Origin of the sequence: Chryseobacterium sp. SIMBA_038, assembly GCF_046535115.1 — a bacterium.
In the GTDB taxonomy this organism is placed as follows: domain Bacteria; phylum Bacteroidota; class Bacteroidia; order Flavobacteriales; family Weeksellaceae; genus Chryseobacterium.
In genome coordinates this window covers 354124-371562 of sequence record NZ_JAWRXH010000001.1, presented here as the reverse complement: position 1 = coordinate 371562, position 17439 = coordinate 354124, and the positions used below count along the sequence as shown (strand labels likewise).

Below are 17439 nucleotides of genomic sequence, written 5' to 3'. Positions count from 1 at the left end.
TTTATCTCCCACGGATCTCGCAGATTTTCACAGATGATTGCGTATAAAACAAAAGCACCGCATGATGCAGTGCTTTGATTATATTAAACTTTATTTACAGAGAAAGAACTCTTACATCGATTCTTCTGTTTTTTGCTTTACATTCATCAGTATCATTAGCTTCACAAACAGGATGTTGTGAACCGTAACCTTCGGCTTCTACTCTTTCTGCTGAGATTCCTAATTCTAATAATTTAAGTTTAGCTGTTTGAGCTCTTAAATTAGACAGTCTTTGATTGCTTTCTTCATTTCCTATATTATCCGTGTAACCTCCTAATTTTACTTTCAAATCAGGATAAGCATTTAAGATTTCAGCTAAATTATTTAATTGAGCTTCTGAACCTGGCTTCAAATCACTTGATCCACTCTGGAAATATAAATTTTCAATTGTATACCAATTATTTGGATCTAAAACGGCTTTATTCTTCAATTTTACGTCATTGTACATTTGATACAATCGACTTTCATGACCTATAGAAATAGATTTTCCACCTTTTAGTTTAATCTCTTCAATATTTCCTGTTTCATACACAAAATCTCCGTTTTCATTTAAATGACCTTTTACTTCTTTGGTTAACGGAACAGCAACTGCGCCCGCATTAATTTCAGAAGTTGAATTATGGTTTGTCATTCCCATCAGGCTTTCGATTTTAGCTTTTCTGTTGGCATCAATTTTATCTTTATGTAAAACTGCTAATGTCGGCGCGATGACCAACGACACAATCGACATTAATTTGATCAGAATATTCATTGATGGCCCTGAGGTATCTTTGAACGGATCTCCAACCGTATCACCCGTTACTGAAGCTTTGTGAGGCTCTGAACCTTTATAATAGGTTTGCCCATTAATATCAACACCTTTCTCGAATGATTTTTTAGCATTATCCCAAGCTCCCCCTGCATTATTCTGGAACATTCCCATCAAAACTCCGCAAACTGTAGCGCCTGCCAAGAATCCTCCTAAAACTTCTGGCCCGAAAATAAATCCGATCAAAAGAGGAGAAATAATCGCGATTGCTCCGGGAAGCATCATTTTTTTAATGGAAGCATCTGTAGAAATGGCCACACATTTTTCGTATTCCGGTTCTGCTTTTCCTTCCAAAATCCCCGGAATTTCACGAAACTGTCTTCTTACTTCCTCCACCATTGCCATTGCGGCTTGTCCAACCGCTGTGATTGCCAGTGAAGAAAAGATAAAAGGAATCATTCCGCCGACAAATAATCCTGCAAGAACGTCGGCTCTGTAAATATCAATTCCATCGATACCTGCAATTCCGACAAAGGCTGCAAATAATGCTAAAGCCGTTAAAGCTGCAGAAGCAATGGCAAAACCTTTTCCTGATGCAGCTGTCGTATTTCCTACAGCATCTAAAATATCTGTTCTTTCACGAACTTCTTTGGGTAATTCGCTCATTTCGGCAATTCCACCCGCATTATCTGCGATTGGCCCGAAAGCATCAATTGCCAACTGCATGGCTGTTGTAGCCATCATTCCTGCGGCGGCAATAGCAACACCGTACAATCCGGCACACAGAAATGAACCGTAAATTCCGCCTGCCAATACAATGATGGGAAGTAAAGTAGATTCCATCCCAACAGCAAGTCCTCCAATGATATTTGTAGCGTGACCTGTAGATGACTGTCTCACAATACTTGAAACAGGCCTTTTACCCATTGCTGTATAGTATTCTGTGATGATACTCATTAAAGTGCCCACAACTAATCCAACCATGATAGCCCCGAAAACACCCATTTTAGTGAATTCGTGACCTCTTAAAATCATTTTATCAGGTAAAATATAAGTAACCAAGAAATAAGAAGCGACTGCCGTAATGACAATACTTCCCCAATTTCCTAGATTTAAAGCGTTCTGAACACTTGAAGTTGATGAACCTTCATTATCATTAATTCTGACAAATAAAGTTCCTATCATTGAAAATATAATTCCTGTTCCGGCTATCAACATCGGTAAAAGAATTGGTGCAAAACCTCCGAATGAATCATCAGAAATTGTTTCTCTTCCTAAAACCATCGTTGCTAAAACTGTTGCGACATAAGATCCAAATAAATCAGCTCCCATTCCGGCGACATCTCCAACGTTATCACCTACGTTATCTGCGATTGTCGCTGGATTGCGGGGATCGTCTTCCGGAATTCCTGCTTCTACTTTTCCAACTAAATCGGCTCCAACGTCGGCCGCTTTTGTGTAAATACCTCCTCCAACTCTTGCAAAAAGTGCGATAGATTCGGCTCCGAGAGAAAATCCGGTAAGAATTTCAATCGTTGTTTCCATTTCACGGGAATCTACGGTTGCATCGGGCGCGAAAATTTGTTTTATAATTAAATACAAAGATCCCAACCCTAATACAGCCAATCCGGCAACACCCATTCCCATTACAGAACCTCCTGCAAATGAAACTTTAAGCGCTTTTGAAAGTGATGTTCTTGCTGCTTCTGCTGTTCTTACATTGGCTTTCGTAGCGATTTTCATTCCGATAAAGCCTGCCAATGCTGAAAATATTGCTCCAACCACAAAGGCGAACCCGATACTCCAATGCGAATTGGCGTTCGTCATTCCCATTACGGCTAATAAAATGGCTACAATAACTACGAAATAGGTTAAAACTTTGTACTCGGCCTTTAGAAAAGCCATGGCACCGTCAGCAATATGTCCGCTGATAATTTTCATTTTTTCATTTCCGGCATTTTGCTTACTCACCCAATTACTTTGGAAAAAAGTATAGAGCAAGGCAATCACACCAAAAATTGGTACTAACACAAATAGATCCATAGTTTAATATTTTTTTGGTAATAGAAAATTAAATATAACAAATAATTCTCACGAAATTGACAAAAACAATTGTAACTATTTAAAAATAAGTGTTTAAACGCTTAAGCTATTGTGATTTTTCTTTTCCCACAGATTTCACGGATTTTCACGGATGTTTATGGATATTAATGGAGGGAATATTCATGATTTTTATGTTTTAAATTGTAGAAAATGATTCGTGATATAAAAACTTTTTCAGAATTTGAAATTCTGAAAGGGTTGAATTTTTAAAACAGGTTGAAAGGTGCAGCCCGACTTGAGTGGAGCACATTTTGTAGTTTTTGGAAAGGGAAAAAGTAGTGGCAAAACTACAAAATTGCGGGAACGGAAGGCGGAATAGCTGCCCAAAAATGTATTATTAATTTTATCGTTTGTGGTCTAAATTTCAATAAAAAAAGGATAAACGAAAATTCATTTATCCTTTGATATATTTAATTAAGAGAATTTTATCCTCCGAATTTGTCTGCGTAATCTTTTTGAGATGCTTTGATCACTGTTCTAGCATGTTCAGCACCGTAAACCTCTTGAATTCTGCACTTTGCAGGCTCATCGGGAAGGTTTTTGTATGTTAAGAAATAGTGCATTAATCGTTTCACTTCAGCTTCAGGCAATTCTGTGATATCTCTGAAATGTCCGAAAGCGTGATCACCGATCATTACTGCAACAATCTTGTCATCTGCTTCACCTCCGTCGATCATTTTGAAACCTCCGATTGGAATAGCTTCCATGAACAATCCACCTCCGTGAATGTTGTGAGAACTCAAAACACAGATATCCAACGGGTCATGATCTCCCATTGTAACGTCTGTAGCTCCTCTTTCAACCGCCAATTTCATTACTTCATTATCGCAGTATGTTCTTGGAACAAATCCGTACAATGCCGGGATGATATTTGAGAATTTCTGAGGTCTATCTACCTTTAAATATCCTGTTTCTTTATCTACTTCATATTTAATAGTATCTGAAGGAACGATTTCCACGAATACATTAACAACATTTGGCGCATCTTCTCCTGCAGAAACTCCATGCCATGGATGTGCTTTAAAATTTGGAATCATTATTTATTTTTATTTTTAGTTAAGCTATTATTAAAATTTCTCTTCTCAGGTCTTCTATTGTTGCCGAAATATAGTCTTCATTTTCCATATAATTCATGATGAAAACTGTTTTAAACTCATCAAGATTGGCATTTCCGCTTAATCCGTCATAGGTTTTGTGAAGTAAATCCATCACTGCATTTTTGGAATCAACAATATTTTTCCACGAATTTTTTGTGATGTATAACTGTTGTGAAGAATTATACTCAAACTCTTCATTAATCGTTTTTTCCGTAAGAAAAATGAATTCGTGAGCGGCAAGATCTTTATCAAATCTCTGAATAAGGTTGGAAGGCTTCATTCTTTCCAGAAAAAGTGTCATTCTTTCATAAGACTGGGTCTTATTTTCGGAATTCGATTTTACGGTAAGAAGCTTTATTTCCTGATTTTTAAGATTGATATAGTTGTGTACAAACTGCCTCAGCAAAACCAAAAAAGGTATTGCGATGATCAATGCAAATGCATATGGTAGGTATCCTGAAAAACTTGTCATAATTTGAGGTACAAAAATAATGATAATTTTATAATTATTAGTCCGTCTGCTCCAATATTTGTTTTTTTGAAGATTGATAGGCTATTAAAGATAAAATTATAAGTAAGTAAAAGCCTACCATCATTCTAGTAACCAAGCTAGGAAACATTATAAAACGTACAGATACAGCCATAAACAACACAACATAGAAGCTTAAATATATGAGACTTTTTCTATTTCTATTTATTATTAATTTATAATCTAGAATTAGAATGATAAAAATTATTAATAATGTAAAATAAGATGTATTAAATTCAAATAATAATTTACTTTTTACACACGCAATATATGCCTGAAAGTCAAAAGAATCAGGGTTGGAAATTGGATAAAGCTGCACTTTTGTAAATTGGTTCATAAACAATACTGTCCAAGGGATTTGATTAAAATATTGTATAACACCAAATGTTAAAGCAAAATAAATAAAAGAGAAGATAATTTCTCTCGTTTTAAACCTAAAATCAGACTTAAATATATAAAGTAAAAGTAGCGAGAAACTGTAAAAAATAAAATATTCTGGTCTTGTAAGGATGCATAAAATCCCGAAAATAGTAGCTACAAACATGTTTCTTTTCATTACTGCGAAGTAAAAACTAAGCAATAACAACAAGCATGACAAACCATCTGGTGTTGCATGACGAGAAGTGTCTAAAAGTGGTTTGAATACTGAGACTAATATGGTTAAAATTAAAGCTAAATAGTTGTTCTTAAGAATTTGTAATAGAAAGATGAAGATTAGGATTACAATTAAGACATATGAAATAATTGTAATAAGAAAAGTTGATGTTGAAGCTTTAAATCCAAGCTTAAAAAAAATAGAATTAATGAAATTATATAGTGGTTTTACTGTAAATAATTGAAGTTCTTCTTCATAAACTTTAGGATTTTCTGACAAGATTTTATAATAACTGTTGTCCCCTATTGCCTCTTCTTCTCTGGTAGTATTTACCTCACTAATTTCAGGTCTTTTTTCTAATAATTCATCATAGACTTTTTTATGAATTTCTTCAATTTTCATATCCGGAAAATTTGCTTTATACACCAAACCCATATATGCCTCTATATCAGCATTGTAATATTGATGAGTGTAAAAATAATATGACATTATCAATAAATAAAATGATAATATAATTTTAGGGATATTTTTTTTCATGTAGTAAAATTAGCTGCAAAAATAATAATTTGAAGTACGAATAGAAGTATTTTAAAACATTAATTCATTTTTTTTATTCTCTTTTTTTAGTAAAACTTATAAAATGTAGTTGTATCATTTTAAAATTATTCACTACTTTTAGAAAAAATTAATTTACAATTTAAAACCATGAAAAAAACTATTATTTTAATTGCACTTGCAATTAACGGTATCTCCCATGCTCAAACATGGAACCTAAACGGAAATTCCGGAACCAATGCAACTACAAATTATCTTGGAACTTCAGATGCTCAGGATTTAGTCCTAAAAACAAATAATGCTGAAAGATTAAGAATTAATTCTAACGGGCAAGTGGGCATAGGAACCGCGCCAAATCCCTTTTTGACATTAAATCTTCGCGGAAATACAGAATTTATATCTGAATCTACAGGTGATGGATTTCACTTTTTCAGTGAAGCTCAAAATGTAGTAAAAGATGGTGATATTATGTGGCTTTCGCACAAATATTATCAAAATAATGATGTAGGTCTTTTAACGCTTTCTGCACCTTCAAGCCCAACGGATTGGTCTACCCCTAAATTCACAGTAAGAGCAAACGGAAGGGTATTAATCGGAATAAATTGGAATAATCAGGCACTCACTTCATGTAGTGACTGTAATAATTATAAATTATTTGTAAAAGGAGGTATTAAGACTGAAAAGGTAAAAGTTGAAATTGCTGCAGACAACGGTTGGGCTGATTATGTTTTTGATGAGAACTATAAACTAATGGATCTGAACAGTCTTGAAAGCTACATTAAAAAGAACAAGCACCTTCCCGAAGTTCCATCTACGGACGAAGCAATAAAAGAAGGTATTGAGCTGAAAGAGATGAACATACTTTTACTAAAAAAAGTAGAAGAACTGACTCTTCATGTTATTGATCTAAATAAAAAAATTGAGAATATTCAAAATACAAAAAAATGAAAATAACAAAATATGCTTTGGGATTTTTATTTTTAAATGTTTTATGTTATTCTCAACAAAATAAGTTTTTATATTACGTTGAATTTAAAGATCCATCTAATAAGCCAAAGACCATCCAGCAAAATGAGCGGTCTAAAATAGTATCATTTAATAATCAAAATCTTGAAGTAATACAATATGAAGAGGCGTTTTCAAATTTCTCTTCTCAAAAATTGAAAAATACTTCATTCATTGAATTTAGAAATGAAAAAGATTATGAGACTTTTGCAGCTTTAAACCGATATGAGATTGTAAAATCTGAAAAAATAGACATCCGAAATGAAGATATTTTGCTACAAAATTTGAGTAATAGTCCAATTCAATTAGGAAATAATACAAATAGTAACATTGCGCTTCCATATTTATATACTCCTAATGATTATTATTTATTTCCACAAGATATTGCTCATAGCCATTTAGATTTAGTAAATGCAAGAGAAGCATGGGATTATTCCAAAGGAGATGGAGTAACTGTAGGTATTGCGGACACCGCTTTTCTTTTAACCCATCAAGAATTCACAGGAAAAATTTCTACATTGCCCGGACAAACTGTTGCAAGTAGTGATCTACACGGAAATGTGGTTGCTGGTTTAACAGGCTCTAAAACGGATAATAATTTTGGTTCATCCTCTATTGGCTTTAACAATAATCTATTAGTAACAGATCATTTGGGCTATGGTAGTTGGAATTATCTTAAACAATTATCACAAAATGGAGCAAGAATAATAAATATGAGCTGGCTGTCGTCTTGTAGTTTTTTGCAAGCAGAGCAAGATGCAATAAATGAGATATATAATAATGGGACAGTTTTGGTGGCTGCTGCAGGAAATTCATCTTGTGGAAATAGTTATGCAAAAGTCTTCCCAGCATCATATCAAAATGTAATTGCGGTAAGTGGTGTTGGTCATTATAATGATATCGGTACTTCTGTAACAATTAATGTTAAAGATGTCCACTATGCCAATTATGCAATTCTTGAAAATAAATTACAGAATAATGAAGATGTAGATATTGTAGCTCCGGCATACGACATAGAAGGTCTTCCATACAGTGGTTGTGACACATGTCTGGGAAGAGTGTGGATAGGAACTTCTTTAGCTTCTCCAATAGTTTCGGGAGCACTTTCTCTTTTATTTTCTTCTAATACTTGTTTATCACCTATTGAAGCAGAAACTATTTTAAAGCTTACAGCTGCTAACATAGATCAGATTCCTCAAAATCAAATATTTACAGGACTTTTAGGAGCTGGGAGATTAGACGCAGGAAAAGCTAATAAAATGGCCTGGCAAATGAATTCTTCGAACGGCGGAGAAGTTTTAATTGAAAATAAAAAATTCAATCGTTGGAATTTTGAACTTGTAAATGCTCCAGAGTATATCAAGATTCAAAATGAAAGCTTCACGGAAAATTCAAATATTAACTTTAAAGCTAGAAAAGGGATTACATTAGGTGTAAACACAGTGCTTGAACCCGGTACAGGAAAAAGCCATTATTTCTATGTAGATAATACAAATACATGTTCTACTTTTGATCCTCAGGTAATTAATAAAACTAGTAACCAAGTAAAAGATTTAGCAAAAAATATAAATTCTTCAAAATATTCTGAAGCAATGGATGAAGAAATAAGTATTTATCCAATACCTGCTAAAGACAATTTATTTATTAAAACTAAAAAGGATCTAAAAGGCAGTAATATCAAAATTTTTGATATGAGCCATAGATTGGTATTAGAAAAAAACATGGCTATTAGCAATGGTACATCATTAAATATTTCAAGCTTGTTAAAAGGAGTTTATTATATTGATATTATTGATAATAATTCTAAATCTCATTATTACAAAAAGTTTATCAAGGAGTAATAACAGGGATTAAAATTCAACAATTTATGTATAACAAAGGCAGTTTCATTTTTTTGAAACTGCCTTTATTTATGTATTTGAAAATCAAAGGTATTACCTTATTACTAAAACTTAAAAATTTTCTTTAAAATCTGCTTTTTAGAATTTAAAATGGTAGGATACATCTGTAATTCCGGACGAAAACCTCTAAAAAACTCCTCAATAGCCGGAACATCACTTCCTTCAAAATCAAAGATTTTATTGTGAATATTTTCTGAAATAATATGATCAATAATTACCGAAGACCCGGAAAGTTTAATATGCTCTTTAGCATTAAAAGTCCCCAAAAGTGCCAATGCTTTTTCATCAGAATAAACAGCAATGATGTTAATAATGGTTTTATGATAAAAAAATGCAGTGAGTTTTAAATGTTGAGCTTTTTCAAAATCTGAAAAAGTTTGCAAAAACTCCTTCTTGTCTTCTTCATCTTTAGCCCCGATTGTATTTTGAGAAATAAAATCAATAGCTTCATTCATCGTAACCTCCCTCACTTCAGAATTCTGTAAAATTTCTGCATCAAGCCTTAGTTTTCTCTTCCTTTTTGGAGAATATTTCTGCCTAACTTCATTATAATCTGCAGGATAAATGAGGAAATTTTTTCTTTCTTTTAAGTTCTTAGAAAATTTATTTACATCATTAAAAGCATAATACCAAATGTTATATTTCGCTTCAAAAAAAGATAAAAAAGCATCATTTATTTCAGTAACATCGGTCTTAGAAAAAATCCCCAACTGCTGACAAAGTTTTGGATTAATAACGAGCTTAATACAACCAAATTTCCTTTCAAAAGCAATCGGCATAATTGCCTCATAATCACCATAAACTAAAATTTCCCAGTTTTTACCTGAAGTTACATCCAAAAAATCTTTTGTTGCAGAGTATTTTCTCTGTTCAGAATTTTCTAAACATTCAGTATATTTTTTGAAATCAATTTCGTTGTATTTCAATCTTCTAATCATAATAATCCTTCGTCTGAGAAACTAAAATATGAATTCTGTGTAATAATCAAATGATCCAAAAGCTGAATAGTTAAGGTACTTCCCGCTTCTTTTATTTTTTGAGTGATGTCGATATCTTCTTTACTTGGCTTTAAATTTCCTGAGGGATGGTTGTGAGCAACAATAACTCCGGTTGCAAAATGATCCAAAGCAGTTTTAAATAAAATCCTAATATCTACAATCGACTGACTAATTCCACCTTGCGTTAATTGTGAAATATGAATAACTCTATTACTTTGATTCAGAAAAATAGCCCAAAATTCTTCTGTCCGTAAATCTGCCAAATGATTTTTAAAAATCTGATAAGCTCCGTTACTGTTGGAAATCATTGGTTTTTCAGGAATTTCCTGACTCGATCTTCTTCTCCCAATTTCCAAAGCTGTTGCAATAGAAATAGCTTTCACCTCGCCTACTCCTTTGAATTTCGTTAAATCTTTCACAGATAATAAACTCAACTGATGCCAATTATTATTGACAGAAGCTAAAATTTTTCTTGCCAATTCTACAGCAGTTTCATCCCTACTTCCGCTTCCCATAATGATTGCAAGGAGTTCAGAATCAGAAAGTGAGCCTTTGCCTTTCAGCAAAAACTTTTCTCTGGGTCTGTCGTCTTCTGCAAGGAATTTTATGGACATATCTTTTAGGTGGTAGGAATTAGGGTTTGGGGATTAGTTTAATAAAATGCGTATAAAATAATGGGTTGTTTTGATTGATCGATGTATTTTGCAGTTTCGTTGAATGCGTCTTTTGAAAGCATTGGACAGCCAAAACTTAAACAAGCTGGATTTATAGATTCTTTATCCGGAACACAATAATAGGAATGAAGAACTATTGCTCTCTGCCTTGCGTTACTATTTGTTTCATCAAGCCCATCTAAACGATATGCTTTTCCGAATTTTCCGTTATAGCTTTCGCGGATTTCGTATTTGCCTAAAGATGATTGGTGAGAGCCGTCAATATTGCTGAACTGTAAATTATTTGTGTTAGAAACTACAGAACCTTCACCATGTGCAACAACCGCTTTCTGTACTATTTTATCATTCTTTAAATCGTAAACGAAATATCTATATTTTCCTGAATGAATTTTAAAATTGATGAAAACTGCCAAATCCTGATTATAATTTTTCCCTTTAATATAGTTTTTAATTTCCGAAATTTTTGATTTTGGAAGATAATCAACAACATTATTGGCCTGAGATTCAAATTTAGAACAGGAAATAAAAAAAAGGAATAAAAAAATAAAGTGTTTCATCATTTGACAGGAATTTACTCGATGATCATTCCGTCTTTCATGACTAATTTTCGGTCAGTAATTTCCGCAAGATTGGGGTTATGCGTTACGATAACAAATGTCTGATTGTATTTATCTCTTAAATCGAAGAATAATCTATGTAAATCATCCGCATTTTTTGAATCTAAGTTACCTGTAGGTTCATCTGCAAAGATGATTTTAGGAGAGTTAATCAACGCTCTGGCAACTGCTACCCTTTGCGCTTCCCCACCCGATAATTGGTTGGGTTTATGCTGTAATCTTTGTTCGATTTTTAGATCTTCAAACAAAGCATACGCCTTTTCCAATGATTCTTTTTCGTTGGCTCCGGCGATTTTCGTAGGCAATAATACATTTTCCAGTGCCGTAAATTCTGGCAATAACTGATGAAACTGAAATACAAAACCAATATTCTGATTTCTGAATTTAGAAAGCTGCTTGTCATTCATATTAATAAATGACTCCCCTGCCATTGAGATCTCTGTATCATATTTATTAGAATTCGAAGGCGAATCCAATGTTCCCAAGATCTGCAGTAAAGTAGATTTTCCTGCACCTGATTCTCCAACAATAGAAACAACTTCTCCGGTTTTGATATGAATATCAACCCCTTTTAATACTTCTAAATTCCCATAAGATTTATGGATATTTCTTGCTTTAATCATGAGTCAAAAATAGTGATTTGATTTGAAATATGAGAGAAATTTAAGGTGAATTGTGAGTGGAAATTGTGTTTATTATACTAAACCATCAAGCTTTTAAAAACCTTGATGGTTTGAATCTACAAAATAAATTAAAAATAAAAAAACCTCCCAAAAATTGAGAGGTTTTAGTATTTCAAAACTTAGAAAATTACAGTAACAAAGTTAAAGGACTTTCTAAATATGTTTTTAAAGTTTGTAAGAACTGAGCACCTGTAGCACCGTCTACTACTCTGTGATCACAAGCTAATGAAAGCTTCATGATGTTTCCAACTACGATCTGTTCGTCTTTTACGATCGGTTTCTCGATGATTGCTCCTACTGATAGGATTGCAGAGTTTGGTTGATTGATGATACTTGTAAATGTTTCAATTCCGAACATTCCTAAGTTAGAAACTGAGAAAGTAGAACCCTCCATTTCGTTTGCCTTAAGACCTTTAGATTTAGCTCTTCCAGCCATATCCTTAACACCAGCAGAAATCTGAGTATACGTCATCTGATCTGTGTTTTTAAGAACAGGAACTACCAATCCGTCAGGAATAGCAACTGCTACACCGATGTTGATGTTTCCTCTGTGGATCACTTTATCTCCAGCCCAGCTAGAATTAACTTGTGGATGTTTTCTTAAAGCAACAGCAGTCGCCTTAATAATCATATCGTTGAAAGAAATTTTAGTATCAGGTAAAGAATTGATTTCTTTTCTAGCCTCAATTGCTTTATCCATATTAATCTCCACCATTAAATAATAGTGAGGAGCAGAGAATTTACTTTCAGCAAGACGTTTCGCGATGATATTTCTTACCTGTGAGTTTGGAGTCTCTGTATCTTCTCCCTGAACAAAACTTAATGCAACCTGAGCTGCCGGACTTGCAGTCGCCACAGATGCAGCTGGTTTTGCCTGAGATGGCTGATAATTTTCAATATCTTTTTTAACGATTCTTCCGTTTTCTCCAGAACCCTGAATACCGTGAATGTCAACTCCTTTATCCTGAGCCATTTTTTTAGCCAAAGGAGAAATTGCAACTCTGTCGGTAGATGAAGAACTTACAGCCTGAGCCGCAGGTTTTTCCTCTGTTTTAGCTTCAGCTTTTTGTTCTGCAGGCTTTTCTGATGATTGAGCAGCAGGTTTTGCAGCACCAACACTAGAAACATCAGTTCCTTCAGGGCCAATAATTGCTAAAACTGAATCAACAGGAGCAGCACCGCCTTCTTCAACACCTTGCTTCAATAATACTCCATTGAATTCAGATTCGAAATCCTGGACCGCTTTATCTGTTTCGATCTCAGCAAGAAGATCTCCTTCTTTTACTGTATCGCCAACATTTTTGTGCCATTTAGCTACTTTACCTTCTGTCATTGTATCAGAAAGTCTTGGCATTGTAATTACTTCTACTCCTGCAGGAACTTCCGCAGAAGTTTGCTCTACGCTTGTAGAATTATTTTCTGTTTTTGCTTCTTCTTCAGATTTTTTTTCTTCAGAACCTCCGGCAGCAGGAGCAGCAGCTCCGCCCGTTAATCCTGAAATATCTTCTCCTGCATTACCAATAATAGCCAAAACAGAATCTACAGCAGCAGCATTTCCTTCTTCCACACCAACGTATAGAAGAGTACCATTTAATTCAGATTCGAAATCCTGAACAGCTTTATCTGTTTCAATTTCAGCTAAAATATCTCCTTCCTTTACTGTATCTCCTACTTTTTTATGCCATTTCGCCACTTTACCTTCCGTCATAGTGTCGGAAAGACGCGGCATTGTAATAACTTCTGCCATAATTTAATTTATTAATTTGTTAATGTGATGAAGTGATGATAATAAAAGTGAAAGTTAAAAAATAACACACCATATCATCCTATCAGCAAATTATTATTGATTTTCAAATTTATCTAAGAATGGATAGTTTTCCTGAGAATAAACATACTCATATACTTTATCAACATCCGGGTATGGAGAATTTTCCATGAACTCGATACACTCGTCAACAAAATCTCTTGATTTGTTATCGATAACTTCTAATTCCTGCTCAGTTGCCCAGTTATTTGATAAAATTCTTGATTTTACCAATTCGATAGGGTCATCATTTTTATGAATAGCTACTTCATCCTTAGATCTGTAAGGTTCAGCATCAGACATAGAGTGACCTCTGTAACGGTAAGTTCTAGCTTCGATGAAAGTTGGTCCGTCTCCTCTTCTTGCTCTTTCAATAGCCTCGTAAGCAGCTTCTGCCACTTTTACAGGATCCATTGCATCTACAGGAAGACAAGGCATTTCGTATCCTAAACCTAATTTATAGATATCTTCGTGGTTAGCCGTTCTTTTAACAGAAGTTCCCATTGCATACTGGTTGTTTTCTACAACGAATACTACCGGAAGTTTCCAGTTCATCGCCATGTTAAACGTTTCATGTAATGAACCCTGTCTAGCCGCTCCATCTCCGAAGAAACAGATATTTACCGCTTTTCTGTCAAAAAACTTATCCGCGAAAGCAATACCAGCACCTAAAGGAATCTGACCTCCCACAATCCCGTGACCACCATAAAAACGGTGTTCTTTACTGAAAATGTGCATAGAACCACCCATACCTCCTGACGTCCCTGTAGCTTTACCACAAAGTTCTGCCATGATTCTCTTAGGGTCTACTCCCATTGCCATTGGATGGATGTGACATCTGTAAGCCGTGATCATACTATCTTTAGTTAAATCCATTGCATGCGTGAAACCAGCAGGTATAGCCTCCTGACCATTATACAAATGTAAAAAACCTCTGATTTTTTGTTTTAAATAAAGAGAACGGCATTTGTCTTCAAACCTTCTCCACATTGTCATATCTTCATACCACTTCAGGTATACCTCTTTAGAAAATTCTTTCATGTGTTAGCTCTTGCTTATTTATTATGAAATAGTTGAGCAAAATTATAAAAAAAACTTCATTTTTATTGTATACATACCAATTGTTTTTTTAGTTATAGTATTATATTTACATTATCAAACTTAAATATGGAAGAAAAACAGCCTTCACTCATACATAAAATCTCAAAAATCATCTCAGATTTTTTTAATCCTCTGACTTCTCTGTTTATATTTTTCATCTATATGAGCGTTCGGGAGTATTCTTTTGAGGAATCCGTTGCGCACTTTCTTCCTATATTATTAATTGTGATTTTACCTGTGGTGATCTGGCTTGTATGGAATGTGAAGACCGGAAGATATACAAATATGGATGTTTCGAATCGGGTTCAGAGAAAAACTTTATACATTTTTATTGCAGTTTGTGTTATCGGTTACATGGTTTTCAATTATATCAAAAACGGATACATTGATTTTATCATGCTTTTTATATTAATTCTTCTTTTTTCTTTACAAATCAGTAATTTTTTCATTAAAAGTTCGATGCACACAGCCTTTAATGTGTTTGTAGCAGCATTATTTTTTGCAATAAACTGGAAAATGGGAATTCTCTGGCTTGGAGTTGCCGCTTTGGTAGGAATTACGAGAATTATTTTAAAGAGACACACCGTAAAAGAAGTATTTATGGGCGCCGGAATAGCATTTCTGGTATCTTTTATTTATCTTTATTGCAATATACAATTTCAACATTAATCATATTATATGAAAATAAATCATCTTACTTCTGCTGAAGAAAACTTAATGAAACTTTTTTGGGCAATGAATTCATTTTATTTAAAAGAGGTTATGGAGCAGCATCCGGAACCTAAACCGCACCAAAATACAGTTTCCACTTACTTAAAAATATTGGTTGAAAAAGGCTATTTATCAACTGAAAAAGAAGGCAGAATTTTTAAATATACTGTAATTGTTCCTTTTGAAGACTATAAAAAATTCTTATTAAAAGAGCTTTCGCATAATTTCTTTCATGATTCAGGAAAAGAGATCTTAGAGTTTTTGATGGTTGAAAAATTAATTTCTCAGGATGATTTAAGAGCCTATTTTGATCTTAAAATGGAACTTAAACAAACAAAAGTAAAAGCGCCGAAATTGGAAATTGCCAACGAAATTTTAAATCCAAAAAAAGACAAAAAAGACAAAAAAGGCAAAGACAAGAAAAAGAAGAATAAAAAAGATTAACACAAAAAAACACCTAAAATCATGAAAACAAAATTCCGGGAAATCATCGGGAAAGCCGGCAATGTGGTATTTCTCTATCCGATGGTTTTGGTCATTGCTCTGCTTACTTCGGTCGGAGCTATTTACATGGCTGAAACCAATTATAGTGATAAATTGCTGTTCACCTATTCCAAAATCACCATGTGTTGCGGCCTTGGAATCTCTTTACTGTTTGCTTTAAAAATGCTTTCCCAAAGAATTGGTAAGGCTTTTTTATTGGAAATTTTTGGAGTTATTTTCCTGATTGGCTTCTATTTTGTCTTTCCTGATGAAAAAAAAGAGTTCATAGAAACTTATGGATATATTATCGCCATCACTTTCCTACTCTCCCATTTGCTGGTTTCTTTTATTCCTTTTTTAGATAAAAATAGAGAGCTTAATTTCTGGCAGTATAACAAGAATCTTTTCGTCAATATTTTCCTTACGGTTATTTTTACGGGTGTATTGACGGGAGGTGTAGAATTGGCTGTTTTAGCTGTCGATAAGCTTTTTGATTTTGATTTTAATGATAAACTTTATGCAGATCTTTTCTTTGTTCTGGCTATTTTCGGGAGCTGTTTTATATTTCTTTTATTTAATGAAATAGGGCTCAATTACCTTGAAAAAGACGGGAAATATCCTGTAATATTAAAATTTTTCACGCAATTTATTTTAATTCCATTATTGTTTATTTACGTGATCATTTTGTATTTCTATTCATTTAAAATACTGATCAATTGGCAGCTTCCGAGAGGTTGGGTTTCTTACCTTGTTTTAGCATACAGTATTGTAGGAATTCTGGCTTTATTGCTGGTTCATCCATTGAAAGAAAATAATACAAAATCTTGGGTCAAAATATTTTCAAAAGTATTTTATTTCACAATTATTCCGCTTATTATTCTTTTGTTTACCGCGATTTTTACAAGGATTTTAGAGTACGGATATACTGAGCCGAGATATTTTGTGCTTCTTTTAGCTTTGTGGCTTTTAAGTATTGTAATTTATTTTGTGTTTAAGAAGAATTCTAGTATAAAATTTATTCCGATCAGCTTATTTGCTTTTGGAGTTTTTGCGTTGATATTTCCTTATCTAAATGCCTTCAGTGTTGCAAAAAGAAGTCAAAAATCTGAATTACTTAAATTATTAAATGAAAAACAATTATTAAGCAACAACAAAATAGATTTTCAAAAGAAAGTAACCGACACAATCGTTAATGAAATTGGAGATAAATTTGAATTTTTAGCAGAAAGAAAACAAGAAGATTTTCTTTTAGATCTAGTGGATTCAAAAAAGAATCACACCTTAGAAAATGAGATTAAAGTAAATCCATTTTTATCATTAAGATATAGTGTTCAAAGTGAATTTACCAATACAAACAGAACGATAACTTCTGATTACGAAAGACTTAGCTTAGAATCTAAAAAACAATATATCACGATAGATAACTATCAATATTTCTTTAATTTAAGAAATTATAATGATGATACTAAAGAAATAAATGGTGACAAATTCAATATAATTGAAAGATCCGACAAAGGAATTACATTAAAAGTAGACCTTAATTCGAAAGAGGAAGTAGACTTCACTCCTGGCATTAATAATTTATTTAAAGAATATTCAGGCAGAAAAGGAGTCATAAAATTACCCGAAATCTCTCTGGAAAAGGATCTAGGTAAATATCATATCAAAGTAGTTTTTCTTAATATTTCGAATGATAAATCACCATACAATAAAGCAGGCGCCATCTACTATGACAATGCGGTACTGCTGATAAAAGAGAAATAAAAGGCATAAAAAAAGCGGCTTAAAAGCCGCTT

The 17439-nt window shown here is 33.4% G+C and carries 15 protein-coding genes; 5 read left to right on the top strand and 10 right to left on the bottom strand.

Annotated features, from left to right (window positions below; all coding sequences use genetic code 11):
- Positions 1-94 precede the first annotated feature (94 nt).
- From SB689_RS01640 to SB689_RS01625, 4 genes are all read right to left on the bottom strand, one after another.
- A complete protein-coding gene (locus SB689_RS01640) occupies positions 95-2830 on the bottom strand; it encodes a sodium-translocating pyrophosphatase (protein ID WP_410690357.1) in 2736 nt (911 codons plus the stop codon).
- A 485-nt stretch (positions 2831-3315) separates the two neighbouring features.
- Entirely contained in the window at positions 3316-3927 is a 612-nt protein-coding gene (locus tag SB689_RS01635; RefSeq protein WP_072406609.1) for an inorganic pyrophosphatase, read from the bottom strand.
- A 19-nt stretch (positions 3928-3946) separates the two neighbouring features.
- Positions 3947-4459, bottom strand: a complete 513-nt coding sequence (locus tag SB689_RS01630) for a hypothetical protein (RefSeq protein ID WP_410690356.1) — start codon at positions 4457-4459, stop codon at positions 3947-3949.
- A 37-nt stretch (positions 4460-4496) separates the two neighbouring features.
- Entirely contained in the window at positions 4497-5648 is a 1152-nt protein-coding gene (locus SB689_RS01625; RefSeq protein ID WP_410690355.1) for a hypothetical protein, read from the bottom strand.
- A gap of 168 nt (positions 5649-5816) precedes the next feature.
- Here SB689_RS01625 and SB689_RS01620 point away from each other — a divergent pair, with 168 nt between their 5' ends.
- Positions 5817-6614 (top strand): hypothetical protein, encoded by a 798-nt coding sequence (locus tag SB689_RS01620; RefSeq protein WP_410690354.1) that lies wholly within the window; start codon positions 5817-5819, stop codon positions 6612-6614.
- Positions 6611-8512 carry a S8 family serine peptidase gene (locus SB689_RS01615; RefSeq protein WP_410690353.1) on the top strand — a complete coding sequence of 634 codons (1902 nt, stop codon included), beginning with the start codon at positions 6611-6613 and terminating at the stop codon, positions 8510-8512. The genes SB689_RS01620 and SB689_RS01615 overlap by 4 nt, the downstream gene beginning before the upstream one ends.
- Positions 8513-8616: 104 nt before the next feature.
- Here the strand turns inward: SB689_RS01615 and SB689_RS01610 are convergent, their stop codons facing one another.
- From SB689_RS01610 to pdhA, 6 genes are all read right to left on the bottom strand, one after another.
- Positions 8617-9510 carry a hypothetical protein gene (locus tag SB689_RS01610; protein ID WP_410690352.1) on the bottom strand — a complete coding sequence of 298 codons (894 nt, stop codon included), beginning with the start codon at positions 9508-9510 and terminating at the stop codon, positions 8617-8619.
- On the bottom strand, positions 9507-10184 hold the full coding sequence (radC, locus tag SB689_RS01605; RefSeq protein ID WP_410690351.1) for a RadC family protein: 678 nt from the start codon (positions 10182-10184) through the stop codon (positions 9507-9509). The genes SB689_RS01610 and radC overlap by 4 nt, the downstream gene beginning before the upstream one ends.
- A 38-nt stretch (positions 10185-10222) precedes the next feature.
- On the bottom strand, positions 10223-10804 hold the full coding sequence (locus tag SB689_RS01600; RefSeq protein ID WP_410690350.1) for a murein L,D-transpeptidase catalytic domain-containing protein: 582 nt from the start codon (positions 10802-10804) through the stop codon (positions 10223-10225).
- Positions 10805-10815: 11 nt separating this feature from the next.
- Positions 10816-11484, bottom strand: a complete 669-nt coding sequence (locus tag SB689_RS01595) for an ABC transporter ATP-binding protein (protein ID WP_410690349.1) — start codon at positions 11482-11484, stop codon at positions 10816-10818.
- A 187-nt stretch (positions 11485-11671) separates the two neighbouring features.
- Positions 11672-13291, bottom strand: a complete 1620-nt coding sequence (locus SB689_RS01590; RefSeq protein ID WP_410690348.1) for a 2-oxo acid dehydrogenase subunit E2 — start codon at positions 13289-13291, stop codon at positions 11672-11674.
- Positions 13292-13384: 93 nt separating this feature from the next.
- Positions 13385-14389, bottom strand: coding sequence for a pyruvate dehydrogenase (acetyl-transferring) E1 component subunit alpha (pdhA, locus tag SB689_RS01585; protein ID WP_066758706.1), 1005 nt, complete (start codon positions 14387-14389; stop codon positions 13385-13387).
- Positions 14390-14515: 126 nt separating this feature from the next.
- On the opposite strand from pdhA, the gene SB689_RS01580 reads away from it, so the two are divergent.
- Genes SB689_RS01580 through SB689_RS01570 form a run of 3 tightly spaced genes read left to right on the top strand, consistent with a single transcriptional unit; the run spans position 14516 to position 17407 of the window.
- Positions 14516-15118, top strand: a complete 603-nt coding sequence (locus SB689_RS01580; RefSeq protein WP_410690347.1) for a phosphatase PAP2 family protein — start codon at positions 14516-14518, stop codon at positions 15116-15118.
- 9 nt (positions 15119-15127) lie between these two features.
- Positions 15128-15604, top strand: coding sequence for a BlaI/MecI/CopY family transcriptional regulator (locus tag SB689_RS01575; protein ID WP_410690345.1), 477 nt, complete (start codon positions 15128-15130; stop codon positions 15602-15604).
- A gap of 21 nt (positions 15605-15625) precedes the next feature.
- On the top strand, positions 15626-17407 hold the full coding sequence (locus tag SB689_RS01570) for a DUF4153 domain-containing protein (RefSeq protein WP_410690344.1): 1782 nt from the start codon (positions 15626-15628) through the stop codon (positions 17405-17407).
- Positions 17408-17439 lie beyond the last annotated feature (32 nt).

Coding starts and splice junctions, on each gene's coding strand:
- SB689_RS01640 (WP_410690357.1), bottom strand. CDS start 2,830: ATGGATCTATTTGTGTTAGTACCAATTTTTGGTGTGATTGCCTTGCTC.
- SB689_RS01635 (WP_072406609.1), bottom strand. CDS start 3,927: ATGATTCCAAATTTTAAAGCACATCCATGGCATGGAGTTTCTGCAGGA.
- SB689_RS01630 (WP_410690356.1), bottom strand. CDS start 4,459: ATGACAAGTTTTTCAGGATACCTACCATATGCATTTGCATTGATCATC.
- SB689_RS01625 (WP_410690355.1), bottom strand. CDS start 5,648: ATGAAAAAAAATATCCCTAAAATTATATTATCATTTTATTTATTGATA.
- SB689_RS01620 (WP_410690354.1), top strand. CDS start 5,817: ATGAAAAAAACTATTATTTTAATTGCACTTGCAATTAACGGTATCTCC.
- SB689_RS01615 (WP_410690353.1), top strand. CDS start 6,611: ATGAAAATAACAAAATATGCTTTGGGATTTTTATTTTTAAATGTTTTA.
- SB689_RS01610 (WP_410690352.1), bottom strand. CDS start 9,510: ATGATTAGAAGATTGAAATACAACGAAATTGATTTCAAAAAATATACT.
- radC (WP_410690351.1), bottom strand. CDS start 10,184: ATGTCCATAAAATTCCTTGCAGAAGACGACAGACCCAGAGAAAAGTTT.
- SB689_RS01600 (WP_410690350.1), bottom strand. CDS start 10,804: ATGATGAAACACTTTATTTTTTTATTCCTTTTTTTTATTTCCTGTTCT.
- SB689_RS01595 (WP_410690349.1), bottom strand. CDS start 11,484: ATGATTAAAGCAAGAAATATCCATAAATCTTATGGGAATTTAGAAGTA.
- SB689_RS01590 (WP_410690348.1), bottom strand. CDS start 13,291: ATGGCAGAAGTTATTACAATGCCGCGTCTTTCCGACACTATGACGGAA.
- pdhA (WP_066758706.1), bottom strand. CDS start 14,389: ATGAAAGAATTTTCTAAAGAGGTATACCTGAAGTGGTATGAAGATATG.
- SB689_RS01580 (WP_410690347.1), top strand. CDS start 14,516: ATGGAAGAAAAACAGCCTTCACTCATACATAAAATCTCAAAAATCATC.
- SB689_RS01575 (WP_410690345.1), top strand. CDS start 15,128: ATGAAAATAAATCATCTTACTTCTGCTGAAGAAAACTTAATGAAACTT.
- SB689_RS01570 (WP_410690344.1), top strand. CDS start 15,626: ATGAAAACAAAATTCCGGGAAATCATCGGGAAAGCCGGCAATGTGGTA.